This window comes from Klenkia sp. PcliD-1-E, assembly GCF_024124375.1.
Lineage (GTDB): Bacteria > Actinomycetota > Actinomycetes > Mycobacteriales > Geodermatophilaceae > Klenkia.
Window position 1 is genome coordinate 26,638 of sequence record NZ_JAMXRZ010000008.1, and the last position, 26,886, is coordinate 53,523.

A 26,886-nucleotide genomic window follows, 5' to 3' on the forward strand; every position below is an offset into this window, starting at 1 on the left:
CGGTCAGGCTCCTTCGAGGTGGAGCTCGACGTCCTCGATGACCGGGTTGGCCAGCAGGTTCTCGGCGATCTCGCGGAGCTCGGCCTCGTCGGGTGCGCCCTCGACGTCGAGGACGAAGTGCTTGCCCTGCCGCACCCCGGTCACCCCCGTGTGCCCCAACCGGCCCAGGGCGCCGAGCACGGCCTGCCCCTGGGGGTCGGAGATCTCGGGCTTGAGGACGACGTCGACGACCACGCGCGGCACGGGGCGAGGGTACCGGGCGGGGTGATCGGCATTTCGACGCGAGTTCGCGCAGCAACGGCCGATACCGCGTGCACGACCCGTCCGCCGACCCCGAGGAGGTTGCCCGTGCCCGACGCGTTGCCCGTCGGCGACCGGCCACCGGTCGGCGACCAGGTCGAGGTCGTCGCCGTCACCGGTGGCACCCCGGGCGCCGCCCGGGTGGCGACCCGGGTCGAGGACAGCTCCGGGGCCGAGCTCGTGCTGGCCGTGGGCGTGGACGCCGCCGGCCGACGGGTGCGGCTGGGCCTGGGCGCCGAGGTCGTGGTCTGGTGGACCGTGCCCGACGGCACCGTGCGCTACCGCCCGCACGCGGTGGCCGACGTGCGCGGCGGCAGCGACCCGGTCTGGGTCCTGCGCCCCACGGACGTCGCCTCCGTGGGTGACCGCCGGGCCACCCCGCGGGTGGAGATGGAGGTGCCGGTCGGCCTGCTCACCCCGCTGGGGATGGTGCTGGGCGCGACCACCGACATCAGCGAGGGCGGCCTGCGCGCCCTGTTCGCGCCGGCGCCCACCACCGGGTTCGGCGACGCCACGCAGCCCTTCGCCGAGGTCGGCGAGCTGGTCACCCTCGCCCTGGTGCTGGGCGGCGCGCGCACCGAGCTGCGCAGCCGGGTGCTCGACGTCCGGCGCCGGCCCGACGGCTACCGGTTGCTGCGGGCCCGCTTCGAGGCGCTCCCCGACGACGTCCGGCTCCAGCTGCGCGCGACCACCTCCCAGGAGATCGGTCGCCAGGTCACCGCCGGGAGGCGATGAGGTGGTCGTCGGGACCAACAGCGTGTTCGGCCGCAACCACCCCGAGCGCGGGTCGTCGCTGCACGTGGTGATCGACGGCGTGCCGCTGCAGAGCACCGCCGGTGCCTCCAGCGAGGTCGAGCTCGAGGCCGAGGTGCCCACCACCCGGTCCGGCCGGCGTCCCCGGCTGGCGCTGGGCACCGAGCTGCAGGTGTCGTGGGGCTGGCGGGACAAGGTGCGCACCCGCACCTACCGGGTGGAGGACGTCGTCTCGACCGTCTCCGGGCACCCCAGCTGGCGGCTGGTCCCGCTGACGCCCTCGGCCGAGGGCACCCGCCGCGCGGTGCCGCGGCACACCGTCGCGCTGCCCGCCGTCCTGGTGCTGGCCGACGCCCGCTGGTCGGGCGAGACGGTCGACCTCAGCGTGGCCGGCGTCCGGCTGGCCTTCCCGCCGGTCACCCGCGCCCAGCCGGGCGACCTGCCCGAGCCCGGCACGTCGGGCGAGCTGGCGCTGCTCCTGGACGGCGAGCGGGTGGCCGTCCCGGTCTCGGTGGTGCGGGCGTCGCTCCTGCCCGACGGCACCCGCGACGTGCGGGTGTTCGTGACCGGGGACCTGGACGAGCAGCGGGTGAAGCTGCGCGACTTCGTGCAGGCCGCGGCCCCGGCAGAGGCCCGGGCGGAGGCCCCGGTCGCTGCCGAGGCCCCGGACCAGCCGACCGATCAGCCGAAGGACGACCCGGTCAGCGCCTCGTAGGCCGCCACGTAGCGCTCGCGGGTCGCCGCGACGACGTCCTCGGGCAGCTCGGGCGGCGGGGACTGCCGGTCCCAGCCCGACCCGGTCAGCCAGTCGCGCACGTACTGCTTGTCGTAGGAGGGCTGCACCGCCCCCGGCGACCAGGTCGCCGCCGGCCAGAACCGGGAGGAGTCGGGGGTGAGCACCTCGTCGCCCAGCACCAGGACGCCGTCGCGGGTGCCGAACTCGAACTTGGTGTCGGCCAGCACGATCCCGGCCCGCTGCGCGACCTCGTGGCCGCGGCGGTACAGCGCCAGGGTCAGCTCCCGCAGCTGCTCGGCGCGCTCCGCGCCCACCAGCTCGACGGTGCGGGCGAAGGAGATGGCCTCGTCGTGCTCGCCCTGCTCGGCCTTGGTCGAGGGCGTGAACACCGGCTGCGGCAGCCGCGAGCCCTCGACCAGCCCGGCCGGCAGCTCGACGTCGACGATCGCCCCGGTGCGGCGGTACTCGACCGTGCCCGACCCGGACAGGTAGCCGCGGGCCACGCACTCCACCGGTTCCATCGCCAGCCGGTGCACGAGCATGGCCCGCCCGGCGACCTCGGCCGGGACGTCGTCCGCGCTGATCAGGTGGTGCTGCGCGCCGTGCGCGGCCAGCACGTCGGCCAGCTGGTCGAACCACCACACCGACAGCCGGGTGAGCACCGCGCCCTTGTCCGGGATCGGGGTGGGCAGCACGTGGTCGTAGGCCGAGATGCGGTCCGAGGCCACCAGCAACAGCCGGTCGTCGCCGGCGTCGTAGACCTCGCGGACCTTGCCGCGGGCGACCAGCGGGAGGTTCACGACAGCGCCCTCACGACAGGGCACCGAGCCGCTCGAACAGCGGGTCGAGGTTGGCCACGTACCGCTCGGGCCGGCAGATGTCGTCCAGCCGGGCCTCGTCCAGGGCCACGCCCTCGTCGGCGGCGCGGGCGCGCAGCGTCTCGCGGAACGGGGTGCCGGTCTGCCAGGTCTGCATCGCCGCGCCCTGCACCAGCGCGTAGGACTGCTCGCGGCCCATGCCGGCCTCGACCAGCTCCAGCAGGACGGCGGAGGTGTAGATCAGCCCGCCGGTGGAGTCCAGGTTGGCCCGCATCCGCTCGACGTCGACGACCAGGTTCTCCACCAGGCCGGCGGTGAGGTCGAGCAGGTAGTCCAGGGCGATCGCGGCGTCGGGCAGGAAGACCCGCTCGGTGGAGGAGTGCGAGATGTCGCGCTCGTGCCACAGCGGGATGCCCTCCATCACCGGCACGACCGCGGCGCGGACCACCCGGGCCAGGCCCGCGATGCGCTCGGAGCGGATCGGGTTCTTCTTGTGCGGCATCGCGCTGGAGCCCTTCTGGCCCGACCCGAACGCCTCGGACAGCTCGCGCACCTCGGTGCGCTGGCCGTGCCGCACCTCCAGCGCGACCGCCTCGCACACGGTGGCGAAGACCGCCAGCGCCGACACCCACTCGCTGATGCCGTCGCGCAGCACCACCTGGGTGGAGGCGTCGGCGGCGCGCAGGTCCAGCGCCTCGGCGACGACCTGCTCCACCGAGGGGTCGATGAGGGAGTAGGTGCCCACCGCGCCGGAGATGGCGACGACGCCGACCGCGGTGCGGGCGGTGCGCAGCCGGTCCCGGCAGCGGGCCGCGGCGAAGGCCAGGTCGGCGACCCGGTGGCCCCAGACGTCGGGCTCGGCGTGCACGCCGTGCGTGCGGCCGACCTTGAGGGTGTGCCGGTGGGCCAGCCCGTGGTCGCGCAGCGCGGCGACCAGCCGGTCGGCCTTGGCCAGCAGCACGTCGGTGGCGTCGGTGAGCTGCACGGCCAGCGCGGTGTCCAGCAGGTCGGAGCTGGTCATGCCGTGGTGCACGTAGGCGGCCGCGCTGCGGGGCTCGGTGTTGTCGGCCCACGCGGTCAGGAAGGCGATGACGTCGTGCTGCGTGGTGGCCTCGATCTCGGCGACCCGCTCGGGCGTCGGCGGCGGCGCCTGCCGCACCGGCTCGACCACGTCGGCCGGCACCCGGCCGGCCGCCGCGTGCGCTTCCAGCACCAGGGTCTCGACCCGGCACCACAGCTCGTACTTGTGGGCGTCGCTCCAGACCCGGCCCATCTCGGGGAGGGTGTACCGCTCGATCACGCCGGTGATCCTCCCGCACCGGGCAGGACGCCGGCCGCGCGGGCCACCTCGCCGTAGGCCGCCGCCAGGGTCTCGACGGTGTCGTGGGCGTTCAGGCCGCTGGGGTTGGGCACCACCCACAGCTGCACGCCGTCCGGCCAGCCCGGCGGGACGGCGTCCTGCCGGCCGGTCCGGGCGCGCGGGACGCCGAAGGCATGCCGGAAGGCCGTCACCCCGGCGACGGCGACCACGGCGGGACGCCGCGCGGTGACCAGGCGCACCAGCCGGGAGCCGCCGTCCCGCAGCTCGTCGGCGGTCAGCTCGTCGGCCCGGGCGGTGGCCCGCCGCACCAGGTTGGTGATGCCGATGCCCGCGGCGGTGAACCGGGCCCGGTCGGCGGCGGTCATCCCCGCGGCCGCGTCGACCGGCTCGGTGATCACCCCGGCCCGCAGCAGCGCGGGGTAGAAGCGGTTGCCCGGCCGGGCGAAGTGGGTCTGCACCGCGGCGGTCCACAGCCCGGGGTTGATGCCGACGACCAGCAGCCGCAGCGGGCCGGTGGGCAGCAGGTCGGGGACCTCGGCGTCGCGGTGCGCCTCGAGCTCCCGACGGGTGAACCGCATCTCGTCCCCGCTCCCGGGTGTAGTCGCCGAACGCGCCGGGCATCCATGATCAGGGCACGCGCCGCGTCGGGTCCATCCTGGTCCCCCACACGCACCCCCCAGCTCTGGAGGTCCACGTGCTCGACCGCACCGCATCGCGGGCGACGTCCCTGGTGCGCCGCGCCCGGGAGCGCATCCGGGCCGCCAGCGAGCACGACCCGCACGCCTGGCCCGAGGGCACCGTGCTGGTGCTGGAGGACGGGTCCCGCGCCGTCGTCGAGCACGTCGAGGACCCGGCCCAGCCGCGCCCGCCGGCGGTCGACGCCACCGAGGACGGTCCGCGGCCCGACGACGCGTACTCCGCCGGGTCCCCCGACCCCGCCGCGCCCGACAGCGACGTCGCCGACGGCGTCAGCGGTCCGCCCCGGGTCGGCGGTCCGCCGCCGGTGCCCGCGCACCGCGACCGCGCCACCGGCAGCCTGCTGGCCAGCGAGCACCCCCGCCCGGCCGCCGACGAGGTGCCGAACGGGCTCCGGGTCACCGCGGCCTGGTCCTGGCGGGTCATCGCGATCGGCGCAGCGCTGTACCTGCTGCTGCTCGGGCTGGCCTACGTCGCGGTCGTCGTCGTCCCCGTGGTGGTCGCGCTGCTGCTGGCCGCGCTGCTGCAGCCCGGCGCGGCCTTCCTGATCAGGCACCGCTGGCCCAAGTCGCTGGCCGCGCTCCTCATGCTCCTGGTCGGCCTGGGCGTGGTGGCCGGCATCGTCACGCTGGTCGTGGAGCAGTTCGCGGCCGGCTACGACGACCTGGCCAGCCAGGTGGGGGAGGGCCTGACCCAGATCCAGGACTTCGTGGTCAGCACGTTCCCGGTCACCCAGGGCGACCTCAACGACCTGCTCGCCAACGCCAGCAGCAGCATCCAGCAGGCGCTGATGGACAACCGCGACACCCTGACCGCCGGCGCGCTGACCACCGCGGCCACCCTCGGCGAGGTGCTCACCGGCATCGTGCTGGCGCTGTTCACCCTGTTCTTCTTCCTCATGGACGGCCGCGAGATCTGGCTGTGGCTGGTCGGGTTGACCCCGCCGAACTCGCAGGCCTACATCGACGAGGCCGCCCGCCGGTCGTGGCGGACGCTGATCTCCTACGTCCGGGCCACCGCGGTCGTCGCCGCCTTCGACGCGGTCTTCATCGGCATCGGGCTGACCGTGCTCGGCACGCCGCTGGTCGTCCCGCTGGCCGCGCTGGTGTTCCTGGGTGCGTTCATCCCGATCATCGGGTCGTTCCTGGCCGGCTCGGTGGCCGTGCTGGTCACCCTGGTCGCCGTCGGCCCGGTCAAGGCGCTGATCGCGCTGGGCATCATCGTGCTGATCATGCAGCTGGAGGGCCACGTGCTGCAGCCGCTGCTGCTGGGCCGGGCGGTCTCGGTGCACCCGCTCGCCGTGGTGCTGGCGATCGCCGCGGGCCTGCTGGTCGCCGGCATCTTCGGCGCGCTCATCGCCGTCCCGGTGATCGCGTGCGCGAACGTGGCCGGCACCTACCTCTCCCGCCGCCACCAGGGCCCGCGGCCGCCCACGCCGGACACCCGCCGCGCCCGCGCCGCCGTCCGCACCTCCGGCTAGCCCCCGCCCCCGTTGGACAGTGATCAGGGGACTTGATCGCCGTCCGGCGGACCACAGCGACGTCGGTGAGGTCGGCCGTACAGGGGTGCGGACGGCGGCCGGTCAGACGGTGATCCGGCCCTCCAGCGCGGCCAGGCCGATGTCGGTGCGCCAGTGCGCGCCCTCCAGACCGATGCCGGCGACCCGCTCGTAGGCCACCCGGCGGGCGTCGGCGAGGTCGGCGCCGACCGCGGTCACCGCGAGCACCCGCCCCCCTGCGCTGTGCACGGAGCCGTCGGCGGCCGGCCGGGTGCCGGCGTGCAGCACGCCCTCGGCGTCGGCACCTGTGATCGGCGACCCGGTGCGCGGGGACTCCGGGTAGCCCGGCGCGGCGACGACGACGACCACCGCGACGCCCCCGGACCACTCCAGCGGCGGGTGGTCGGCCAGCGTGCCGGTGGCCGCGGCGTGCAGCAGCCCGGCCAGCGGCGTGCGCAGCAGCGGCAGCACGACCTCGGTCTCGGGGTCGCCGAAGCGGGCGTTGAACTCCACCACCCGCACGCCCCGCGAGGTGAGCGCCAGCCCGGCGTAGAGCAGGCCGCTGAACGGCTCCCCGCGGCGGGCCAGCTCGTCCACCGTCGGCTGCAGGACGCGGGCGAGCACCTCGTCGACCAGGCCGGACGGCGCCCACGGCAGCGGGGCGTAGGCGCCCATGCCGCCGGTGTTGGGGCCGGCGTCGCCGTCGTCGCGGCGCTTGTGGTCCTGCGCGGGCAGCAGCGGCAGCACCGTCGTCCCGTCGGTGACCGCGAACAGCGACACCTCCGGGCCGTCCAGGTACTCCTCGACCAGCACGGCGTGCCCGTCGGCGAGGACGGCCAGGCCGTGCGCGAGGGCGGCGTCCCGGTCGGGCGTGACCACGACGCCCTTGCCGGCGGCCAGGCCGTCGTCCTTGACGACGTAGGGGCTGCCCGGGGCGTTCAGCGCGGCCACCTCGTCCAGCGCGGTGCGCAGCTCGGCCTCGGTGCCGACCGCCCAGGCCTGCGCGGTGGGGACACCCGCGGCGGTCATCACGTGCTTGGCGAAGGCCTTCGAACCCTCGATCTGCGCGGCCTGGGCACTCGGCCCGAAGCAGGCGACCCCCGCGTCGCGGACGGCGTCGGCGACACCGGCGACCAGGGGCGCCTCCGGCCCGACGACGACCAGGTCGGCCGACCAGCGAGTCGCCAGCGCGGCGACGGCGGCCGGGTCGGCGCCCTCGACCGGGTGCGGTTCGGCGACGGCGGCGGTGCCGGCGTTGCCGGGTGCGCAGGCCAGCGCGGTGACGGCGGGGTCGGCCCGCAGGGCGACGCACAGGGCGTGCTCCCGGGCTCCGGATCCGATGACGAGCACGCGCATGGGCCCGGACGCTACCGGGGCCGGCTCGTCCCCCTGCTGCGGGCGACGGCCCGTCCCCAGGCCTTCTCCCGCTGCCGTCGGGCGGCGACCCGGTCGGCGCGGCGGAGCTCGGTGGTCTCGGCCTCGGTGCGCAGCTTCCGCCAGGCGCGGTACCGGGCAGGGTCCAGTCGACCGTCGTCGATCGCGGCAGCCAGCGCGCAGCCGGGCTCACCGGCGTGCGCGCAGTCCCGGAACCGGCAACCGGTCAGCAGGGCGGTGACGTCGGCGAAGGCAGCGTCCAGGCCCTCGTCGTCGGCCAGCTCCAGCTCACGCAGACCGGGCGTGTCCACCAGCAGCGCGCCGCCGGGCAGCACGTGCAGCTGCGCCGCGGTCGTGGTGTGCCGCCCGCGGCCGTCCCCGCGGACCTCGGTGGTGGCGGCGGCGTCCCGGCCGGCCAGCGCGTTGAGCAGCGTGGACTTGCCGACGCCGGAGGGGCCGACCACCGCGCACGTCGTCCCGGGGGCCAGCCGGGCGCGCAGCTCGTCCAGGCCGGCGCCGGTGTGCGCGCTGACGGCCAGGACGGCGACGCCGACGGCATCCTCGGCGACCTGCTCGACCGCGGACCGGACGTCGGCGCAGGCGTCGGCCTTGGTGAGCACCACCAGGGGGACGGCGCCGCTGCCCCACGCCATGGCGAGGAACCGCTCGATCCGCCGCAGCCGGGCGTGCTCGACGAGGGTGTCGACGACCAGCACCAGGTCGACGTTGGCCGCCAGCACCTGCGCCGCCGATGTCCGGCCGGCGACCGTGCGGGTCAGCGCGGACTGCCGCGGCAGCACCTGCGCCACCCGCTCGCCGGTCACCGCGACCCAGTCGCCGACCGCGGGCGGGCCGTCCTCGTGCAGCCGGGGGTCCGGCGGCAACCGCACGGGGCCCTCGGCGGTGGCGAGGGTGAGCAGCCCGCGGTCCACCCGGACGACGCGGCCCAACCGGGTGCCGCGCGGTGCGGCGGGCGCGGCGGTGCCCCAGGCGGGGACCTGCGGGTGGTGGACGGTCACACCGTCATGCTCCGCGGCCCGTCGAGCAGTTTTCGGGGTGACGCTCGCCACAACGGCGTTCCGAACGCGCTGCTCAGGCCGATGTAGCTGACATGACAGAAGATTGTCAGGTGCCGTTCGCCATCGAGACACCTGGAGCGGGTGTTGTGAGCACCATGCACGAGACCGGTCTGGCGACCGCCACCGCCACCCGCCTGCGCGCCCGGCGGCCGGCGGTGATCGGTCACCGCGGGGCCGCCGCGCACCGGCCCGAGCACACCCGGGCCGGCTACGAGCTGGCCGCCGAGCTCGGCGCCGACCGGGTCGAGCCCGACGTCGTCGTCAGCCGGGACGGCGCGCTGGTCGTCCGGCACGAGAACGAGCTGTCGCTGAGCACCGACGTCGCCGCGCACCCGGGGTTCGCCCACCGCCGCCGCACCCAGGAGGTCGCCGGCGTGGAGACCACCGGGTGGTTCGTGGAGGACTTCACCCTGGCCGAGCTGCGCACGCTGCGCGCCGTCGAGCGCTGGCCGCACCTGCGCCCGGGCGGCACCCTGCACGAGGGGACCGTGCTGACCCTGCGCGAGGTCGTGGAGATCGCCCGCGCCCGCGGGATCGGGGTGCAGGCCGAGCTGAAGAACCCGTCCTGGTCGGCCTCGGTCGGGCTGCCCATGGTCGAGCTGGCCTGCGCCGAGGTCGGCGCGGCGCCCGACGTGGTGTGGCAGAGCTTCGACGTGGCCGGCGTGCAGGAGCTGCGCGCCCGGCTCGGGGCCGCGGCGTCCCTGGTCCAGCTGGTCGGCGACGAGCCCGCGCACGACCACCTGGTCACCCCCGCCGGGCTGCGCGGGATCAGCACCTACGCCGGCGGGATCGGGCCGTCCAAGCACCGCGTGCTGCTGCGCGACGCGGAGGGCACCCTGGTCGGCGTCTCCGACCTGGTCGCGCAGGCGCACCGGGCCGGCCTCACCGTCGCGCCGTTCACCGTGCGTGCCGAGAACGCCTTCCTGCCGCTGCACCTGCGCCGGGGCACCGACCCCGCCGGGCTCGGCGACGCCGGCACCGAGACCCGCCTGCTGCTGGCGCTGGGCGTCGACGGGCTGATCACCGACAACCCGGAGATCGCCGTCCGGGAGCGCGCCGCCCTCGCCGCCCCCGCCCTGGCCCCCGTCCGCCCCCGCCCCTGACGCCTGCCCGCGACGGATCCCGGGGTTCTCGCCCCCTCCACTCCTGGTGAGTGGGCGGCAACCCCGGGATCCGTCGTCGCTGTGGACAAGATCCACATGCCGTCGCAAGGAGCGTCACCCTGCGTGGGTGATCGCGCCGCTCCGTCCTCCCCAGCTCGTCGGCCGGGTCTTCCTCGGTTCCGACGCCGTCGCCCAGGGCCTGCTGACCCCGAAGCAGTTGCGGTCGTCGGCCTGGCAGCGGCCCCTCCGCGGTGTCTACGCCGATGCCGGGTTGCCCGCGGGACCGTTGCTGCAGATCCGGGCGGCGCGGCTCGTCCTCCCGCCCGGCGCGGCGTTCAGCGGGCGGACGTCGGCTTGGCTGCACGGTGCCGGCGCGGCGATGGACGTCGGCGACCCCGTGGAGGTCTCCACCCCGGCCCGGTGGGGGCCCGTGGCCGGCCTGACCATCAGGGAGGTGGCGCTCCCGCCCCAGGACGTGGTGGTCCACCGCGGGGTGCGCTGCACGTCCGTGGTGCGCACCGGCCTCGACGTCGCCCGGTCGGGTCCCGCCGAGGAGACCGTCCCCGTGCTCGACCAGCTGCTGGCCGCCACCGGGGTGCCCGTGACCCGTCTGCTGGCCACCGCCGCGCGATGCGGGCCGGAGGCCCTGACCGCGATCTGCTGGACCGACAGACGTGCGGAGTCACCCCCGAGTCGCTGGTGCGGGTGCAGCTGCGCCGCCGGGGGCTCGTGGCCGTACCGCAGTTCGTCGTGCGCGACGGCCGCGGCGGCTTCGTCGCCCGGGTCGACCTGGCCTTCCCCGAGCAGCGGGTGGCCGTGGAGTACGACGGCGCCTGGCACGCCGAGGAAGGGCAGTTCGCCCGCGACCGGCGCCGGCTGAACGCACTGCTGGCCGCAGGCTGGCGGGTCGTGCACCTGACCGCCGCCGACCTGCACCGGCCAGAGGTGGTCGCCGCTCAGGTCGTCGCCGCCCTCGCCGCCTGAGTCGTTCATCCATCCCGGGGTTGTCGCCCTCTCACGGAGGTCGGAGAGGGCGAGAACCCCGGGATGCAGCGCCGTGGAAGCGGGTGTCAGTCGAGGAGGTCGCGGATCTGGATGTTCTCCTCGCGGCCGGGGCCGACGCCGATGACGCTGATCCGCGCGCCCGAGAGCTCCTCGAGCCGCTGCACGTAGGCCTGCGCGTTGGCGGGCAGCTCGTCGAAGGTGCGGCAGTGCGTGATGTCCTCGAACCAGCCCGGCATCTCCTCGTACACCGGGGTGGCGTGGTGCAGGTCGGTCTGGGTCATCGGCATCTCGTCGTGCCGGACGCCGTCCACCTCGTAGGCCACGCAGATCGGCACCGTCTCCAGCCCGGAGAGGACGTCGAGCTTGGTCAGGAAGTAGTCGGTGATGCCGTTGACCCGCGAGGCGTAGCGGGCGATGACGGCGTCGAACCAGCCGCAGCGGCGGTCGCGGCCGGTGGTCACGCCCACCTCGCCGCCCTGCTTGCGCAGGTACTCGCCGTCGGCGTCGAACAGCTCGGTCGGGAACGGCCCCGAGCCCACCCGGGTGGTGTAGGCCTTGAGGATCCCGACGACGCGCTCGATGCGGGTGGGCCCGATCCCCGAGCCGGCCGAGGCGCCGCCCGCCGTCGGGTTGCTCGACGTGACGAACGGGTAGGTGCCGTGGTCGACGTCGAGGAGCGTGCCCTGCGAGCCCTCCAGCAGCACCCACTCGCCGCGGTCGAGGGCGTTGCCCAGCAGCAGCCGGGTGTCGGCGATGCGGTGCTTGAGCACCTCGGCGTACCCGGTGTACTCCTCGACGACCTCGTCGACGTCGATGGCCTTGCGGTTGTAGACCTTGACCAGGATCTGGTTCTTCTCCCGCAGCACGGCCTCGAGCTTGTCCCGCAGGATGCCGAGGTCGAGCAGGTCCTGGGCGCGGATGCCGACGCGGGCGACCTTGTCGCCGTAGGCCGGCCCGATGCCGCGCCCCGTCGTCCCGATCTTGGACTTGCCGAGGAAGCGCTCGGTGACCCGGTCCAGGGCCCGGTGGTGCGGCATGATCAGGTGCGCGTCGCTGGAGATGACCAGCCGCGAGGTGTCCACACCGCGCTCCTCGAGACCGGCGAGCTCGCCGATGAGCACCTGCGGGTCGACGACGACGCCGTTGCCGATGACCGGCGTGCAGCCCGGCGTCAGGATCCCCGACGGGATCAGGTGCAGCGCGTACCGCTCGCCGTCCGGCGTGATCACCGTGTGCCCGGCGTTGTTGCCGCCCTGGTAGCGGACCACGTAGGGCACCCGGCCGCCGAGGATGTCGGTGGCCTTCCCCTTGCCCTCGTCGCCCCACTGGGCACCGATCAGCACGACTGCCGGCATCGGGCCGTTCTCCTTCGCGTCAGCATCCGGAGGATCCCCGGCTGGCAGGTGGCAGGGTAGCGCCGTGGACGTCGCCCGGTTCGACCTGCGGGGCCTGGCCCCCGGCCAGGGACCCTCCCGCCGCCACGTCGCGTCGGTGGTCGACGCCACCCCCGACGGCGTCCTGGTGGTCCAGGGACCGGTCCAGGCGCTGGCCGCCGTCCTGGCCCGGTTGTGGAAGTCCGACCGGCTGCCGGTGGTCACCGTCGGGTGGGAGCCGGTCGAGGGTGACGCGGACTGCCGCGGCCTGGCCCGCGACCTGGGCCTGGGCACCGGGGCGCCGCGGGAGCTGCCGCTGGTGCGCGACGACCACGGCGGGGTGCTGCTGCACCACGGCCGCATCGAGTCCGCCGCGCCCGGGCGCGCGCTGGCGCGGCGGTTCGGCGCACAGGCCCACCACGACGCGGTCAAGGTGGCCGACGGCGACATCACCCGCATCGAGGTCCGGCCGTCGTGGGACGTCGAGGACCAGATCTCCGTCGCCGTCGTCACGGTCCCCCTGCGCCGACCGGGCCGGACGACGGGGCGGGCGCTCCAGGTGGCCTGCGACCCGGCGCGGGTGCTCCGCGACGGCGTGCCGGTCGACCGCGAGGTGCAGCGCTGGACCTGGTACGCCGACGACCGGGTGCGCTGGCGGCTTCAGCCCTGAGGCCCGGTCTCCACCACCGGCACCAGCGGCGGGGCGGTGGTGGCCCCGGCCGTCCGCAGCGCCGACCGGCCCGGCCCCAGCAACACGACGGCGAGCGCCAGCGCGACCGCGCCGAGCACGAGGATCGGCACGCCGCCGCGCAGAGCGTCGCCGCTGACCAGCGCCAGCACGGTCGGGACGACGAACCCTGCGTAGACCGGGAGGTAGAAGGCGCTCAGCAGCGCACCGCGGCGGTCCGGCGGGGCGACCCGGTCGCAGACCGCGACGCCCGACGTCATGCCCAGCCCTTCCCCCAGCCCGATCAGCAGGCAGGCCGGCAGCACCCAGGGCCAGCCGCCGGGCTGGACGGCGAGGTAGCCCAGCCCGCACCCGCCGGCGGCGAGCACGGCGGCCAGCGGGCCGGAGACGACCGGGCCGAGCCTGGTGGCCAGCGGGGTGACCAGCGCGGCGCTGCCCTGCACCAGCAGCGCCGACACCCCGACCAGGGCGAACACCGCGCCGAACCCGGCCCCGGCCACCAGCAGCGGGAACACGGTCAGCGACAGGACCGCGTAGGTGTAGACGGTCAGCCCGACCGGCAGCAGGTAGGCCCAGAACGCCGGCCGGGCGACCGGGGGGACGCCGAGCGCGAGCCGGCCCGGACGACGCTCGGTCACCGTCTCGGGCACCCCGCGCAGCCCCAGCACCCCGGCCAGCAGCAGCAGCGCGGACGGCACCAGCGCGACCAGCTGGGGCGCCGGCCCCCACTGCACGAGCAGCCCGGCGACCAGGGGTCCGGCGGCGAACCCGGTGGCCATGGCGGCGCTGGCGACGGCCGCGGCCCGCCGCACCCGCCCGGCGGCCCCGGCGTCGGCGCCCCCGGAGAGCTCCCGCAGCCACACCGTGCCGACGGTGAACACCGCGCCACTGGCCAGGCCCTGGGCGACTCGGCCGACCGCCAGGAACCACACGCCGCCGACGTCGGCCGCGATGAGCACCAGCGTGCAGGCCAGCGCGGCGAGCACCCCACCGACGACGACCCGGCGGCGACCGTCGCGGTCCGACAGCGGGCCGGCCAGCAGCAGCGAGGGCACCAGCCCGACGGCGTAGGCGGCGAAGAACAGGGTGAGGGTCAGCGCGCCGAGGTCGAGCTCGTCGGCGTAGCGCAGGAGGAGCGGGGACGGCGACTGGGTGCTGACCGCGGTGGCGAACAGCGCGACCAGCAGCCGGCGGCGCTGCCGGACGGGGTCCACCCCCGCACCGTAGGGGACACTGGTGGCCTGCACCCCCGAGGAGGCCCCCCTGCCGCCGACTGCCGACCGTCGCCCGTGGTGACCGCTGCCCAGCGCCCGGTGTTCGGGGTGCCGGAGCGGCGCCCGCCGTCCTGGGGACGGCGGCTGCTGAACCGGCCCAGCACCCCCGCGTTCGCCGGCGTCGTGGTGGCCCTCGTCGTGTTCGGCGCCCAGGCGCCCCGGCTGGTGGGTGCCGGCGGCTGGGCATCGGTGCTGGACGCCGCTGCGCTGATCGGCATCGGTGCGGTGGCGGTCACCCTGCTGCTGGTCGCCGGCCAGTTCGACGTCTCGATCGGGGTGCTGTCGGTGGCCAGCAGCGTCACCGCGGGGCTGCTGGTGACCGAGGCAGGCTGGGGTCTGTGGCCGGCACTGGCCGCGTCGTTGCTGGCCGCGCTGGCGGTGGGCGCGGTGAACGGCCTGCTCGTGGTGGTGACGGGCCTGCCCAGCTTCCTGGTCACGCTGGCCACGTTCCTGGTGCTGCAGGGCGGCACGCTGGTGGTCGCGCAGTCGGTGGCCGGCACCTCGCTGGTCGGCGGCGTCGAGGGCGCGCCGGGCTGGGCGTCGGCCGAGGCGGTCTTCGGGTCGTCCCTGACCCTGGGCGGTGGCCGGTTCCGGGTGGACGTCCTGTGGTGGGTCGTGGCCGTGCTGCTGGCCGGCTGGCTGCTGCGCCGCACCCGGTTCGGCAACGCCGTGTACGCCCTCGGCGGGTCCCGCCGCGCCGCCCGCGAGCTGGGCGTGCCCACGGCCTGGACGACGGTGGCGCTGTACCTGCTCACCGCGACGGCGGCCTGGCTGCTCGGCACGCTGGCCCTGGTCCGCCAGGGCGGGGTGCCGGTGGCGCCGGGGTTCGGCGCGGAGATCGAGTACCTGGTGGTCGCGGTCATCGGGGGCTGCCTGCTCGGCGGCGGCTACGGGTCGGCGGTCGGCGCCGCGGCCGGCGCGCTGCTCTACGGCACGGTGCGCACCGGGATCGGGGTGGCCGGCTGGCCCGCACCCTCGTTCCAGGTCGTGCTGGGCGTGCTGCTGGTGGTCGCGCTGCTGGCCAACGGCGTCGCCCGCCGCCGGCTGATCGCGGTGCCGCGCTCGTGAGCGGGCCGTCGTGAGCGGGCCGTCGTGAGCGGGCCATCGTGAGCGGGCCATCGTGAGCGTGCAGGAGGCGCTGCCCTTCCCCGAGCCCGACGGCAGCCCGGTGCTGCCGCCGGTCGCTGCCGAGCCGGCGCTGGAGCTGCGCGGGGTGACGGTGCGCTACGGCAGCGTGCCGGCCCTGGACCGCGTCTCGCTGCGGCTCGTCCCGGGCACGGTGACCTGCCTGCTGGGCGAGAACGGGGCCGGGAAGTCGACGGTCGTGCAGGTGGTGTCGGGCGTGCGCCGGCACGACGAGGGCGAGCTGCTGGTCGAGGGCCGGCCGGTGCTCCTCCGTCGTCCGCGGCAGGCCCGGGCGCGGGGCATCGCGACCATCTTCCAGGACCTGGCCGTCGTCCCGCTGATGCCGGTGTGGCGCAACTTCTGGCTGGGCGACGAACCCACCCGCGGGGTCTGGCCGTTCCGCCGGATCGACCTGGACGCCGCCCGCGACGGGGCGACCCGGGCGCTGGAGCGGGTCGGGCTGGCCGGGCTGGCCGTCAACCAGCCGGCCGCGGCGCTGCAGCAGGGCCAGCGGCACAGCCTGGCGGTGGCCCGGGCGGTGCACTTCGGCGCCCGGGTGCTGGTGGTCGACGAGCCGGCCGCGCCGCTGACGGTGGCCCAGCACGCGCTGGTGCTGCGCACCGTCGTCGCCGCCCGGGACGCCGGGGTGGCCGTGCTGTTCGTGACGTCGCTGCCGACCTACGCGCACCTGGTCGGCGACCGGTTCGTCCTGCTGGCCGGCGGCCGGGTGGCCGCCGACCTGACCCGCGAGGACGTCGACGTCGAGGGCCTGACCCAGCTGATGAGCGGTGGCGAGGCCCTCGCCACCCTCACCGCCGAGCTGCGCCGGGGCCGCTAGCCCTGCTGCTCCCCCGCGATCGCCAGCCAGGTGTCGACGACGGTGTCGGGGTTCAGCGACATGGACTCGATGCCCTGCTCGACCAGCCACTGAGCCAGGTCGGGGTGGTCGGAGGGGCCCTGGCCGCAGATGCCCACGTACTTCCCGCGGGCGGTGCAGGCGGTGATGGCCATCTCGAGCATCTTCAGCACGGCCGGGTTGCGCTCGTCGAACGTGGCGGCGACCAGCGAGCTGTCGCGGTCCAGGCCCAGGGTCAGCTGGGTCATGTCGTTGGACCCGATGGAGAACCCGTCGACGTGGTCGAGGAACTCGTCGGCCAGCAGGGCGTTGGAGGGCAGCTCGCACATCATCACGACCGACAGGTCGTTCTCCCCGCGGACCAGCCCGTGGGTGCCCAGCAGCTCGACGACGCCCTCGATCTCGGCGACCGTCCGCACGAACGGGATCATGATCTTGACGTTGGTCAGGCCCATCTCGTCGCGCACGTGCTTGAGCGCCTCGCACTCCATCGCGAAGCACTCGGCGAAGTCCTCCGACAGGTACCGCGACGCACCGCGGTAGCCGATCATCGGGTTCTCCTCGTCCGGCTCGTAGGCCTCCCCGCCCAGCAGGTTGGCGTACTCGTTGGACTTGAAGTCGCTCATCCGCACGATCACCGGCTCCGGCGCGAACGCCGCCGCGATCATCGAGATGCCCTCGGCGACCCGCTGCACGAAGTAGTCCCGCGGCGAGGGGTAGGCGGCGATGATCTCGCCGACCTCCTCCTTGAGCCGGCCCTCGAGGGAGTCGAACTCGAGCAGGGCGCGGGGGTGGATGCCGATCTGGCGGTTGATGATGAACTCCAGTCGCGCCAGGCCCACGCCCCTGTGCGGCAGCCGGGAGAAGGCGAAGGCCTGCTCCGGCGTCCCGACGTTCATCATGATCTTGGTGGGGATCTCGGGCATCTCGTCGAGCTTGGTCTCGCTGACGTCGAAGTCGACGCGCCCGTCGTAGACGTTGCCGACGTCGCCCTCCGCGCAGGAGACGGTGACCTCGCGGCCGTCCTCGAGCACCTTCGTCGCGTTGCCGGTGCCGACGACGGCGGGGATGCCCAGCTCGCGGGCGATGATCGCCGCGTGGCAGGTCCGGCCGCCCCGGTTGGTGACGATCGCCGACGCGCGCTTCATGATCGGCTCCCAGTCGGGGTCGGTCATGTCCGCGACCAGCACGTCGCCGCGCTCGAAGTCGGCCATCTGGTCGATGTCGGAGAGCACCTTCACCGCACCGGCGCCGATCTTCTGCCCGATTGCCCGGCCCTCGACCACGACGGTGCCCGACCCGGTGATGGTGTAGCGCTCCAGGGACGTGCCGCGGGAGACCACGGTCTCCGGCCGCGCCTGCAGCACGTACAGCTGCCCGTCCAGGCCGTCCTTGCCCCACTCGATGTCCATCGGGCGGCCGTAGTGCTCCTCGATGGTCACCGCGTACCGGGCCAGGGTCAGCACGTCCTCGTCGGTCAGCGACAGCAGGCGGGACTCGGCCTCCTCGACGTCCACGAACTCCGTCGTCCGGCCGACCGTGGCGTCGTCGGTGTAGACCATCTTGGTGGCCTTGGCGCCCACGCCGCGCTTGAGGATGGCGGCCTTCCCGGCCCTCAGCGCGGGCTTGTAGACGTAGAACTCGTCGGGGTTCACCGCGCCCTGCACCACGCCCTCGCCCAGGCCGAACGCGCTGGTGATGAACACCGCGTCGGGGAAGCCGGACTCGGTGTCCATGGTGAACATGACGCCCGAGGACCCGACGTCCGAGCGCACCATCCGCTGCACACCCGCACTGAGGGCCACCGCGTCGTGGGCGAAGCCGTGGTGCACCCGGTAGGCGATCGCCCGGTCGTTGTAGAGGCTGGCGTACACCTCGCGGATCGCGGTCAGCACGGCCTCGATGCCGCGGACGTTCAGGAAGGTCTCCTGCTGCCCGGCGAAGGAGGCGTCCGGCAGGTCCTCGGCCGTGGCCGACGACCGGACGGCGAAGGACAGCTCGGCGTCGGCGGCCAGCTGCTCGTAGGCCGACCGGATGTCGGACTCCAGCTCCTCGGGGAAGGGCTGCTCCACCATCCAGCCGCGGATCTCCTTGCCCGCCGCCGCCAGCGCCCGCACGTCGTCGACGTCGAGGGCGGCGAGCTTCTCGGTGATCCGCTCCGCCAGACCGGTGTCGCCCAGGAACGACCGGTAGGCGTGCGAGGTCGTCGCGAACCCGTCGGGCACCTTCACGCCGGCGTCGGCGAGGTTGGAGATCATCTCGCCCAGCGAGGAGTTCTTGCCCCCGACCTCCTCCAGGTCGGCCATCCCCAGCTCGGCGAACCAGCGGACGTTCTCGGTGCTCACGGTTTTCCTCCAGGGGTGCCGGACGCCGGCCGGCGGGCGCCGGGGCGGGTGCGCTTGAGGGTCTGCAGGACCACGGCGGCGATCTCCTCGACCGACGAGCTCGAGGTGTCGATCGTCGGCAGCTTGTGCCGGTGGTACATCGCGCCGGCCTGGCGCAGCTCGAAACGGCACTGCGCCTCGGAGGCGTAGCGGGAGTTCGCCCGCCGCTCCTGGCGGACCCGGGACAGCCGGGTCACCGTGGTGGTCAGGCCGAAGCACTTGGCGGCGTGGTCGCGCACCGGCCGGGGCAGGTCGGTGGTCTCCAGGTCCTCGTCGACCAGCGGGTAGTTGGCGACGAACAGGCCGTGCTGCAGGGCCAGGTACATGGCGGTGGGCGTCTTCCCGCACCGCGAGGGTGCCAGCAGGATGACGTCGGCCCGCTCGATGGCCCGGAAGGTCTGGCCGTCGTCGTGCTCGATGGCGAACTCGACGGCGGCCATCCGGTCGTTGTACCGGCGGACGTCGCCCACCCCGTGCAGCCGCCGGGCCTCCCGCAGGCCGCGGACGCCGAGCAGCTCCTCGACCCGGGCCATGTGCATGCCGAACAGGTCGATGACCGGGGCCGTGGTGCGCAGCAGCTCGGCGCGCACCTCGTCGACGACGGCGGTGCAGAACACCAGCGGCGCCGCGGCCGTCCCGGCCTGGGCCGCGGCCATCGCCTCGTCGAGCTGGGCCACCACCTCGCGGGCCATCTCGACGGTGGCGATGAAGGGGACGAGGTTGCGCTCGAAGCTCAGCTCGGGGAACTGGATGAGCAACGCGTTGCCCATGATCTCGGCACTGATGCCCGTGGAGTCGGACAGGAAGAAGACCGGGACGACGGTGCGGTCGTCCGACGGGGCCGCGGAGGGCAGAGCTGCGGTGCTCATCCCGCGCATCGTGCCACGGGATCGCGCGGCACAGAAGTGCTTACGCCCAGAACATATGTGCAGACGGTAGACCCGACCGCCTGCCGCGGGTCAACCCGCGCAACGGCCCGTTCCTCCGCGTCAGGACGGGGAGGAGGAGGCGCCGACGCGGGTCGACCCGGGCGGATGCAGCGGTCAGGGGGCGAGGGTGGGGTCGCAGTCGCGCAGCAGCTCGGTGAGGCGCTGGGTCTCGGCGGTCTCGCCGATCGCCTCGCTGGCCTTGGCCAGCTCGGTCACGCAGCGCAGGAAGCCGCGGTTGGGCTCGTGCGACCACGGCACCGGGCCGTAGCCCTTCCAGCCGTTGCGGCGCAGCGCGTCCAGACCGCGGTGGTAGCCGGTGCGGCCGTAGGCGTAGGCCTCGATGACCCGCCCGCCGGCCAGCGCCTCCTCGGCCAGCTGCGCCCAGGCGGCGCTCACCGTCGGGTGCGCGGCGGCCACCTCGGCGGCCGGCGTGCCGGCGGCCAGGGCGGCGTCGGCCTCGGGGTTCGCCGGCAGCAGCGTCTCCGGCGGCGGGCCCAGCAGGTCCCGGTGGGCGTGGGTCACGACTGCGCCGTCCCCGCCGACAGCAGGTCCTCGCAGGCCTGGGTGACGCGGGCGGCCATGTTCGTCTCGGCCAGCTTCATGTAGGTGCGCGGGTCGTAGGTCTTCTTGTTGCCGACCTCGCCGTCGACCTTGAGCACGCCGTCGTAGTTGCTGAACATGTGCCCGGCGATCGGCCGGGTGAAGGCGTACTGGGTGTCGGTGTCGACGTTCATCTTCACCGTGCCGTAGGACAGCGCCTCGCGGATCTCCTCCTGCGAGGAGCCCGACCCGCCGTGGAAGACGAAGTTGAACGGCTTGGACCCGGCGTCCAGGCCCAGCTCGGAGACGACGACCTCCTGGCCCTCCTTGAGCACCTCGGGGCGCAGCTTCACGTTGCCCGGCTTGTAGACCCCGTGCACGTTGCCGAAGGTGGCGGCCAGCAGGTAGATGCCCTTCTCGCCCAGACCGAGCGCCTTCGCGGTCTGCACGAAGTCACCGGGGGCGGTGTAGAGCTTGTCGTTGATGTCGTGGGAGACGCCGTCCTCCTCGCCGCCGACGACGCCGATCTCCAGCTCCAGCACGATCTTCGCGGCGGAGGTCTTCTCGATCAGCTCCGCGGCGATCGACAGGTTCTCGTCCAGGTCGATGGCCGAGCCGTCCCACATGTGCGACTGGAACAGCGGGTTGCCGCCCTTGTCGACCCGCTCCTGCGACAGCGCGATGAGCGGCCGCACGTAGCTGTCGAGCTTGTCCTTGGGGCAGTGGTCGGTGTGCAGCGCGACGTTGACCGGGTAGTGCTGCGCGACGACGTGGGCGTACTCGGCCAGCGCCGTCGCGCCCACGACCATGTCCTTCACCCGGGTGCCGGAGATGAACTCCGCGCCGCCGGTGGAGAACTGGATGATGCCGTCGGACCCGGCGTCGGCGAACCCGCGCAGCGCGGCGTTGACCGTCTCCGAGGAGGTGCAGTTGATGGCCGGGTAGGCGAAGCCGTTCTCCTTCGCCCGGCTGATCATGTCGGCGTAGACCTCGGGGGTCGCGATGGGCACGGTGACGCTCCTGTCGAAGAGAGGACGAGCTGCTCGCGGGTCAGTATCGCGCCCCGGGCCGGGGCGCACAGCGGTCAGCCCCGCTCGGCCCGGCTGACCACCCGCGCGGCCACCGCCACGACGTCGTAGGTCGGGGAGAACGGCGGGGCGTAGGACAGGTCGGACTCCGACAGCTCCTCGGCGGTCATCCGCGCCCAGATCGCGGTGGCCAGCACGTCGACCCGCTTGCCGGCGCCCTGCCCGCCCACCACCTGGCCTCCGAGCAACCGCCCGGAACCGGCCTCGGTGATCAGCTTGACCGCGACGTCCTCGGCGCCGGGGTAGTAGCCGGCCCGGGTGGTGCCCTCGACGACGTCGGTGCGGTAGTCGAAGCCGGCCGCCTCGGCCTGCGTGGTGCACAGCCCGGTGCGGCCGATCTCCAGGTCGCCCACCTTGGTCACCGCCGTCCCCAGGACACCGGCGAACCGGGCGGGCCGGCCGGCGATGACCGAACCGGCGACCCGGCCCTGCTTGTTGGCGTGCGTGCCCAGCGCGACGTGGGCGGGCTCACCGGTGAGGTGGTGGTAGGTCTGCACGCAGTCGCCGGCGGCGAACACGTTCTCGTGCGTGCGGCTGCGCATGGTGGCGTCGACGTCGATGCCGCCGGTGACGCCGATGCCCAGGCCGGCCGCCTGGGCCAGCCGTGCCTCCGGGCCCATGCCGAGCCCGAGGACGACGAGGTCGGCGTTGTAGGTCCCCTGGTCGGTGCGCACCCCGCACGCGCGGCCGTCGGCGTCCAGCAGCACCTCGCGCACCGCCTGGTCGGTGTGCACGCCCAGGCCCATCGCCCGCATGCCCGCGCAGACCCGCTCGCCCATGTCGGCGTCGAGCAGGCCCATCGGCAACGGGTCGGCGAGGACGACGTCGACGGACAGGCCGCGGCGCTGCAGCACCTCGGCCATCTCCAGGCCGATGTAGCCCCCGCCCAGGACGACGGCCCTGCCCTGCCGGTCGCCGGGCAGGGCGTCGACCGCGGCGCGGATGCGGGCGCCGTCGTCCAGCCGGTGCACACCGAACACGCCCGGCGCGCTCAGGCCCTCGATGGGCGGCCGGGTCGGCCGTCCACCGGTGGCGACGAGCAGGGTGTCGTAGTCGAAGGTGCGCCCGTCGGCGGCGGTGACCCGGCACGCGTCGAGGTCGACGGACTCGGCGCGGGCGCCGGTGTGCACCTCGATGCCGCGCCGGCGGTGCTCCTCGGGCGTGCGCGCGACCAGGTCGTCGCGGCTGCCGACCAGGTCCCCGACCCAGTACGGGATGCCGCACGCCGAGTAGGACGTGTCCTCGCCCTGCTCGAGGACCACGATCTCCAGGGACTCGTCGATGCGGCGGGCCTGCGACGCGGCGGACATGCCGCCCGCGTCGCCCCCGATGACCAGCAGCCGTTGACTCGACATCGTCCGCTGGTGCCCCCGCTCAGCCGGCGCTGAACATCTTCCCGGGGTTGAGCAGCCCGGACGGGTCCAGCGCGCGCTTGATCGAGCGGTGCACGTCGAGGGACACCGGGCCGATCTCCCGCTCCAGCCACTCCGACTTCAGGTTGCCCACCCCGTGCTCACCGGTGATCGTGCCGCCCATCGACAACCCCAGCTCCAGGATGTCGTCGAAGGCCCGGTGCGCGCGCTGCGCCTGCTCGGCGTCGGTGGGGTCGAAGCAGATGGTCGGGTGCATGTTGCCGTCGCCGGCGTGCCCGACGACCCCGATGACCAGCCCGCGCTCCCGGGCGATGGCGTCGCAGCCGTCGAGGAACGCGGCTATCCGCGACCGGGGGACGGCGACGTCGTCGATGAGCGTGGTGCCCAACTGCTCCAGCGCGGGCAGCGCCATCCGGCGGGCGGCCAGCAGCAGGTCGCCCTCGGCGGCGTCGTCGGTGACGTGCACCAGGTCGCAGCCGGCGTCGCGGCACAGCTGGGCCAGCACCTCCATCTCGGCCACCGCGGCCTCGCCGCCGGCGTCGGACTGCGCGACCAGCAGGGCGTGGGCGTCGCGGTCGAGGTCGGCCTTGAGCATGTCGTCCACGGCCCGGATGCAGGTCCGGTCCATGACCTCCATGAGGCTGGGGACGACGCCGCAGCTCACCGCCGCCTCCACGACCTGACCGGTCTGCGCGGTGCTGGAGAACGTGGCGACCAGGGTGACCGGCGTGCGCGGCGCCGGCCGCAGCGACAGCGTGGCCTCGGTGATGACGCCGAGGGTGCCCTCGGAGCCGACGAAGAGCTTCGGCAGGTCGTAGCCGGCCACGCCCTTGACCGTGCGCCGGCCGGTGCGCAGCACCCGCCCGTCGGCGAGGACGACCTCCATGCCGAGCACGTAGTCGGTGGTGACGCCGTACTTCACGCAGCACAGGCCGCCGGAGTTGTTGGCCAGGTTGCCGCCGATCGTGCACCAGTCGTAGGACGACGGGTCCGGCGGGTAGAACAGCCCGTGCCTGGCCACCTCGTCGCGCAGCGCCTTGTTCACCACGCCGGGCTGGACGACGGCCAGCCGGTCGGCGGTGGACACCTCAAGCACCGCGTCCATGCGCGTCATGACCAGCGTGATGGCGCCGTCGACGGCGTTGGCCGCCCCCGCCAGGCCGGAGCCGGCACCGCGCGGCACCACGGGGACGCCGTGCGCGTGCGCGATGCGCATGACCGCGGACACCTCCTCGGTGGTGCGCGGCAGGACGACCGCGGCGGGGGTGCCCGCCGGGGCCAGCATCGCCTGGTCGCGGGCGTAGGAGGCGGTGACGTCGGGGTCGGTGAGCACGCTGTCCCGGCCCAGCGCGGCGGTGAGCTCCGCGAGCCAGTCGGGGGTGGCGGCGTCCGGCGACGTCGGCGTCGCTGTGGTGGCGGTCACGGTCCCACGGTACGACCTGCCACCGACACGCCCCAGCGCGTGCAGGTGGTTCACAGCCCGTGCACGTACGGTCCGGCGCCGTGAGCTCCTTCCTGGACCCGGAACACCTGATCAACACCTTCGGGCTGATCGGGATCATGGTGATCCTCTTCGCCGAGTGCGGGCTGCTGGTCGGGTTCTTCCTGCCCGGTGACTCGCTGCTGTTCACCGCGGGCCTGCTGGTGGCCAGCGGCCTGCTGACCGTGCGGCTGTGGGTGCTGCTGGTCGCGCTCCCGCTGGCCGCGATCGCGGGCAACCTGGTGGGCTACTGGATCGGCCGCCGGGTCGGGCCGGCGGTCTTCAGCCGGCCCGACAGCCGGCTGTTCAAGGCCGAGTACGTGGCCAAGGCGCAGGCCTTCTTCGACCGCAACGGCAACCGCACGATCCTGCTGGCCCGCTTCGTGCCGATCGTGCGCACCTTCGCCACCGTGATGGCCGGCGTCTCCCGCATGGACGTGCGGCGCTACGTGGTCTGGTCGGTGCTCGGCGGCGTCCTCTGGGCGGCCGGGGTGACCCTGCTCGGCTACTTCCTCGGCCAGGTCGCCGTCGTCCGTGACCACGTCGAGCTGTTCATCCTCGGCGTCGTGGCGCTGTCGCTGGTCCCCGTCGTCATCGAGGTGGTGCGCGGCCGCCGCAGCGGCCGCCCCGCCTGATCAGGCCAGGCCACCCACCGGCGTCGCTTGACGGTCAGGACCCGTTCCGGCGCAGTGCTGGGTCCTCGGCGTCGGATGACGGCCCACAGGTGGGGGGATCAGGCGAGGTCCAGGTCCTTTAAGGAGAACGCGGCGCGGTACTCGTAGCCGGCGGCCTCGACGGCGGCGCGGGCACCGCGGTCCACGACGACCGCCACCCCGATGACCTCCGCGCCGGCCTCGGTGAGCGCCTCGGCGGCGGTGAGCGGGCTGCCGCCGGTGGTGGAGACGTCCTCCACGACCAGCACCGTGCGCCCGGCGACGTCCGGGCCCTCGATCCGTCGCTGCAGGCCGTGCGCCTTGCCCTGCTTGCGCACCACGCAGGCGTCCAGGAAGCCCTCGCCGTCGCCGGCGGCGTGCAGCATCGCGGTGGCCACCGGGTCGGCGCCCAGGGTGAGCCCGCCGACCACGTCGTAGCGCAGGTCGGCCGTGAGCTGACGCATGACCCGGCCCACGAGCGGGGCGCCCTCGTGGTGCAGGGTCAGCCGCCGCATGTCGATGTACCAGTCGGCCTCCCGGCCCGACGAGAGCGTCACCTTCCCGTGCACCACGGCGAGGTCGGTGATCAGCTCCTGCAGCCGGGTCCGGTCGGGGTGCTGGGTCGGCGCCGTCATGCGGGCGACCCTACTGAGGACGACGATCCCCGCATGACCGTCTCCCCGGACCGGCTGGCCGCCGCCGCCCTCGTCGTCGGCTCGGCCGTGGTGGGCGGGCTGGCCACCGACCCGGACAGCCGCTGGTTCACCCGGCTGTCCAAGCCGTCGTTCTACCCGCCGCCGCAGACCTTCGGCATCGTCTGGACCGCGCTCTACACGGGCATCGGCTGGGCCGGCGGCGAGGTGCTGACCACGGCGGGCCCGCAGCAGCGGCACGACTTCGCCCGGGCCTTCGCCGCGAACCTGGCGCTGAACACCGCCTGGACGCCGATCTTCTTCCGCGCCCACCGGCCGTGGCTGGCCACGGCCGAGTCCGCCGCGCTGACCGTCTCCACGGTGGACCTGGTGCGTCGCGCCGACCGGGTCAGCCGGCCGGCGGCCGCGGCGCTGGTGCCCTACGCGGCCTGGACGGCGTTCGCGACCGTGCTCTCCGGGGCGATCGCCCGCCGCAACCGCCGCTGACCCCGGATCAGGCCTGCGGGACGAGCACCTGGTCGATGATGTAGACCGTCGCGTTCGCGGTCTGCACGTTGCCGCACACGACCGTCGCGTCGGCGGCACCGAGCAGGGTCTGGTCGGCGGAGACGACCGGCGCGTCGGCCGAGCCGGTGACCGTGACCGTGTCGCCGAGCAGCGTGGTGTGGTCGCCCACCACCTGGTCGGGGGAGAGCCGGCCGCTGACCACGTGGTGCTGCAGCACCGACGTCAGCCTCGGCAGGTCGGCGACCAGCGCGTTGAGCTGGTCGGCGGGCACCGCGTCGAAGGCGGTGTTGGCCGGGGCGAACACCGTGACGCCGCTCTGGGCGTCCAGCGCCGCGGTCAGGTTGGCCGACCCGACCACGGAGGCCAGCGTGCTCAGCAGGGGCGCACCGGCCAGCGCGGTGCCGACCGGCTGGGTGGCCAGGGTCGCGAGGGCGTCGGCGGGCAGCTGCGAGCAACCTGCGCCCACCGGGTCGGTGGAGGGCGCCGTCGTCGAGGCGGACGTGGCGGTGGCGCTGGTCGTGGCGCTGCTGGTCTCCCCGTCCCCGGAGGAGGAGCAGCCGGACAGGACGGTGACGAGGGCGGTGGCGGCCGCGATCAGGGCGCCGCGCGCGGGGCGGTGGCTGGTCATGGTCGGGGGCTCCTCGGGTGCGGGGGCGGGCCGGTGCCCGACCAGTGTCGGGCATCCGGCACCGGTCGCGGTGCACGCCGTGCCAGGGTGGGCCGGTGACCGCTCCCGCGCCCGCTCCCCCGTCGGTCCGGGTGGCCGCCGGCACCCTGCTCGCCACCGGGGTGCTGCTCACGGCCAGCACGGTGCTGACCCTGGTGGGCCAGGACACCGTGGTCGACCAGTACCTGGCCGCCCAGCCGGACCTCGACCGCGCGGCGGTGACCCGCAGCCTGGTGCTGGGCCAGGTGCTGTACCTGGTGCTGGGGCTGCTCGCGGCGGTGGCTCCGGTCTTCCTGCTCCGCCGCCGTCCCTGGGCGCGCTGGACGGGTGTCGCGGTCGCGCTGTTCGTCGGCCTGCGCACGGTGCTGTCCTCGCTCACCGCGGGCGGGACGACGATCTCCTCGCTGCTGGTGCTCGTGCTCTGCGTGGCGGCGGTGGCCAGCCTGCTGGCCCGGTCCACCCGCGAGTGGCTGCCCGCCCGCGCTGCCTGAGAGCCCTGTGTCAACCCCTGGCGGCGAGAAGGCGTTGCGCGCCGCCGTGGGTTGAGGGGTCGTAGGGGGCGTTGTCGGTCCAGCAGCGGTAGATGACGCGGCACCAGGCTCGGGCGAGGATG

27 protein-coding genes are annotated in these 26,886 nt (G+C 74.6%); 11 read left to right on the forward strand and 16 right to left on the reverse strand.

What is annotated here, in order from left to right; all coding sequences use genetic code 11:
- Positions 1-3: 3 nt before the first annotated feature.
- On the reverse strand, positions 4-243 hold the full coding sequence (gene purS / locus NH342_RS24040; protein ID WP_253011213.1) for a phosphoribosylformylglycinamidine synthase subunit PurS: 240 nt from the start codon (positions 241-243) through the stop codon (positions 4-6).
- A gap of 105 nt (positions 244-348) precedes the next feature.
- On the opposite strand from purS, the gene NH342_RS03305 reads away from it, so the two are divergent.
- Both NH342_RS03305 and NH342_RS24045 read left to right on the forward strand, forming a co-directional pair.
- Positions 349-1,035 carry a PilZ domain-containing protein gene (locus NH342_RS03305; RefSeq protein WP_253011215.1) on the forward strand — a complete coding sequence of 229 codons (687 nt, stop codon included), beginning with the start codon at positions 349-351 and terminating at the stop codon, positions 1,033-1,035.
- Position 1,036: 1 nt separating this feature from the next.
- Positions 1,037-1,768 (forward strand): PilZ domain-containing protein, encoded by a 732-nt coding sequence (locus NH342_RS24045; protein WP_253011217.1) that lies wholly within the window; start codon positions 1,037-1,039, stop codon positions 1,766-1,768.
- On the opposite strand, the gene NH342_RS03315 is transcribed toward NH342_RS24045, so the two are convergent.
- The 3 genes from NH342_RS03315 to NH342_RS03325 are packed head-to-tail and all read right to left on the reverse strand — an operon-like array spanning position 1,735 to position 4,506.
- Positions 1,735-2,589, reverse strand: coding sequence for a phosphoribosylaminoimidazolesuccinocarboxamide synthase (locus NH342_RS03315; RefSeq protein WP_253011219.1), 855 nt, complete (start codon positions 2,587-2,589; stop codon positions 1,735-1,737). The genes NH342_RS24045 and NH342_RS03315 overlap by 34 nt on opposite strands.
- Positions 2,590-2,599: 10 nt before the next feature.
- Positions 2,600-3,907, reverse strand: coding sequence for an adenylosuccinate lyase (gene purB / locus NH342_RS03320; protein WP_253011221.1), 1,308 nt, complete (start codon positions 3,905-3,907; stop codon positions 2,600-2,602).
- Complete coding sequence (locus NH342_RS03325) at positions 3,904-4,506, reverse strand: mismatch-specific DNA-glycosylase (RefSeq protein ID WP_253011223.1); 603 nt, start codon at positions 4,504-4,506, stop codon at positions 3,904-3,906. The genes purB and NH342_RS03325 overlap by 4 nt, the downstream gene beginning before the upstream one ends.
- A 116-nt stretch (positions 4,507-4,622) precedes the next feature.
- Between NH342_RS03325 and NH342_RS03330 the strand changes: the two genes are divergently transcribed.
- Positions 4,623-6,104, forward strand: a complete 1,482-nt coding sequence (locus NH342_RS03330; protein WP_253011225.1) for an AI-2E family transporter — start codon at positions 4,623-4,625, stop codon at positions 6,102-6,104.
- Between the two features lie 102 nt (positions 6,105-6,206).
- Here the strand turns inward: NH342_RS03330 and purD are convergent, their stop codons facing one another.
- Both purD and rsgA read right to left on the reverse strand, forming a co-directional pair.
- Positions 6,207-7,478: a phosphoribosylamine--glycine ligase gene (purD, locus tag NH342_RS03335; protein WP_253011227.1), complete on the reverse strand. Its 1,272-nt coding sequence runs from the start codon at positions 7,476-7,478 to the stop codon at positions 6,207-6,209.
- Positions 7,479-7,489: 11 nt separating this feature from the next.
- Positions 7,490-8,515, reverse strand: coding sequence for a ribosome small subunit-dependent GTPase A (gene rsgA / locus NH342_RS03340; RefSeq protein ID WP_253011229.1), 1,026 nt, complete (start codon positions 8,513-8,515; stop codon positions 7,490-7,492).
- 155 nt (positions 8,516-8,670) lie between these two features.
- Between rsgA and NH342_RS03345 the strand changes: the two genes are divergently transcribed.
- Together NH342_RS03345 and NH342_RS03350 are read left to right on the forward strand one after the other, a co-directional pair.
- A complete protein-coding gene (locus tag NH342_RS03345) occupies positions 8,671-9,678 on the forward strand; it encodes a glycerophosphodiester phosphodiesterase family protein (protein WP_253011271.1) in 1,008 nt (335 codons plus the stop codon).
- Between the two features lie 699 nt (positions 9,679-10,377).
- Positions 10,378-10,662 carry an endonuclease domain-containing protein gene (locus tag NH342_RS03350; protein WP_253011231.1) on the forward strand — a complete coding sequence of 95 codons (285 nt, stop codon included), beginning with the start codon at positions 10,378-10,380 and terminating at the stop codon, positions 10,660-10,662.
- A gap of 86 nt (positions 10,663-10,748) precedes the next feature.
- Here NH342_RS03350 and NH342_RS03355 read toward each other — a convergent pair whose 3' ends face one another.
- On the reverse strand, positions 10,749-12,038 hold the full coding sequence (locus NH342_RS03355; RefSeq protein ID WP_253011233.1) for an adenylosuccinate synthase: 1,290 nt from the start codon (positions 12,036-12,038) through the stop codon (positions 10,749-10,751).
- Between the two features lie 64 nt (positions 12,039-12,102).
- On the opposite strand from NH342_RS03355, the gene NH342_RS03360 reads away from it, so the two are divergent.
- On the forward strand, positions 12,103-12,726 hold the full coding sequence (locus NH342_RS03360) for a hypothetical protein (RefSeq protein ID WP_253011236.1): 624 nt from the start codon (positions 12,103-12,105) through the stop codon (positions 12,724-12,726).
- Here NH342_RS03360 and NH342_RS03365 read toward each other — a convergent pair.
- Positions 12,717-13,958, reverse strand: coding sequence for an MFS transporter (locus tag NH342_RS03365; protein ID WP_253011238.1), 1,242 nt, complete (start codon positions 13,956-13,958; stop codon positions 12,717-12,719). The two genes, NH342_RS03360 and NH342_RS03365, sit on opposite strands and share 10 nt — an antisense overlap.
- A gap of 78 nt (positions 13,959-14,036) precedes the next feature.
- Between NH342_RS03365 and NH342_RS03370 the strand changes: the two genes are divergently transcribed.
- Positions 14,037-15,086 carry an ABC transporter permease gene (locus NH342_RS03370; RefSeq protein WP_253011240.1) on the forward strand — a complete coding sequence of 350 codons (1,050 nt, stop codon included), beginning with the start codon at positions 14,037-14,039 and terminating at the stop codon, positions 15,084-15,086.
- A gap of 52 nt (positions 15,087-15,138) precedes the next feature.
- Positions 15,139-15,981 carry an ATP-binding cassette domain-containing protein gene (locus NH342_RS03375; protein ID WP_253011242.1) on the forward strand — a complete coding sequence of 281 codons (843 nt, stop codon included), beginning with the start codon at positions 15,139-15,141 and terminating at the stop codon, positions 15,979-15,981.
- On the opposite strand, the gene ppsA is transcribed toward NH342_RS03375, so the two are convergent.
- From ppsA to NH342_RS03405, 6 genes are all read right to left on the reverse strand, one after another.
- The gene (ppsA, locus tag NH342_RS03380; protein ID WP_253011244.1) at positions 15,978-18,344 is read right to left on the reverse strand and encodes a phosphoenolpyruvate synthase; all 2,367 of its coding nucleotides are present in this window, start codon (positions 18,342-18,344) and stop codon (positions 15,978-15,980) included. The genes NH342_RS03375 and ppsA overlap by 4 nt on opposite strands.
- On the reverse strand, positions 18,341-19,252 hold the full coding sequence (locus NH342_RS03385; RefSeq protein ID WP_253011247.1) for a pyruvate, water dikinase regulatory protein: 912 nt from the start codon (positions 19,250-19,252) through the stop codon (positions 18,341-18,343). The genes ppsA and NH342_RS03385 overlap by 4 nt, the downstream gene beginning before the upstream one ends.
- A gap of 174 nt (positions 19,253-19,426) precedes the next feature.
- The gene (locus tag NH342_RS03390) at positions 19,427-19,834 is read right to left on the reverse strand and encodes a DUF3151 domain-containing protein (RefSeq protein WP_253011249.1); all 408 of its coding nucleotides are present in this window, start codon (positions 19,832-19,834) and stop codon (positions 19,427-19,429) included.
- Complete coding sequence (gene fbaA / locus NH342_RS03395; RefSeq protein WP_253011253.1) at positions 19,831-20,862, reverse strand: class II fructose-bisphosphate aldolase; 1,032 nt, start codon at positions 20,860-20,862, stop codon at positions 19,831-19,833. The genes NH342_RS03390 and fbaA overlap by 4 nt, the downstream gene beginning before the upstream one ends.
- A gap of 74 nt (positions 20,863-20,936) precedes the next feature.
- The gene (locus NH342_RS03400; RefSeq protein WP_253011255.1) at positions 20,937-22,295 is read right to left on the reverse strand and encodes an FAD-dependent oxidoreductase; all 1,359 of its coding nucleotides are present in this window, start codon (positions 22,293-22,295) and stop codon (positions 20,937-20,939) included.
- Positions 22,296-22,314: 19 nt separating this feature from the next.
- Positions 22,315-23,736 carry an FAD-binding oxidoreductase gene (locus NH342_RS03405; protein WP_253011257.1) on the reverse strand — a complete coding sequence of 474 codons (1,422 nt, stop codon included), beginning with the start codon at positions 23,734-23,736 and terminating at the stop codon, positions 22,315-22,317.
- Between the two features lie 80 nt (positions 23,737-23,816).
- Between NH342_RS03405 and NH342_RS03410 the strand changes: the two genes are divergently transcribed.
- Entirely contained in the window at positions 23,817-24,428 is a 612-nt protein-coding gene (locus NH342_RS03410; RefSeq protein WP_253011259.1) for a DedA family protein, read from the forward strand.
- A 98-nt stretch (positions 24,429-24,526) separates the two neighbouring features.
- On the opposite strand, the gene pyrE is transcribed toward NH342_RS03410, so the two are convergent.
- A complete protein-coding gene (gene pyrE, locus NH342_RS03415) occupies positions 24,527-25,081 on the reverse strand; it encodes an orotate phosphoribosyltransferase (protein WP_253011261.1) in 555 nt (184 codons plus the stop codon).
- A 33-nt stretch (positions 25,082-25,114) separates the two neighbouring features.
- Between pyrE and NH342_RS03420 the strand changes: the two genes are divergently transcribed.
- On the forward strand, positions 25,115-25,585 hold the full coding sequence (locus tag NH342_RS03420; RefSeq protein WP_253011263.1) for a TspO/MBR family protein: 471 nt from the start codon (positions 25,115-25,117) through the stop codon (positions 25,583-25,585).
- A gap of 7 nt (positions 25,586-25,592) precedes the next feature.
- Here the strand turns inward: NH342_RS03420 and NH342_RS03425 are convergent, their stop codons facing one another.
- Positions 25,593-26,234 (reverse strand): fasciclin domain-containing protein, encoded by a 642-nt coding sequence (locus NH342_RS03425; RefSeq protein ID WP_253011265.1) that lies wholly within the window; start codon positions 26,232-26,234, stop codon positions 25,593-25,595.
- Between the two features lie 95 nt (positions 26,235-26,329).
- On the opposite strand from NH342_RS03425, the gene NH342_RS03430 reads away from it, so the two are divergent.
- On the forward strand, positions 26,330-26,764 hold the full coding sequence (locus tag NH342_RS03430; protein WP_253011267.1) for a hypothetical protein: 435 nt from the start codon (positions 26,330-26,332) through the stop codon (positions 26,762-26,764).
- Positions 26,765-26,886: the final 122 nt, after the last annotated feature.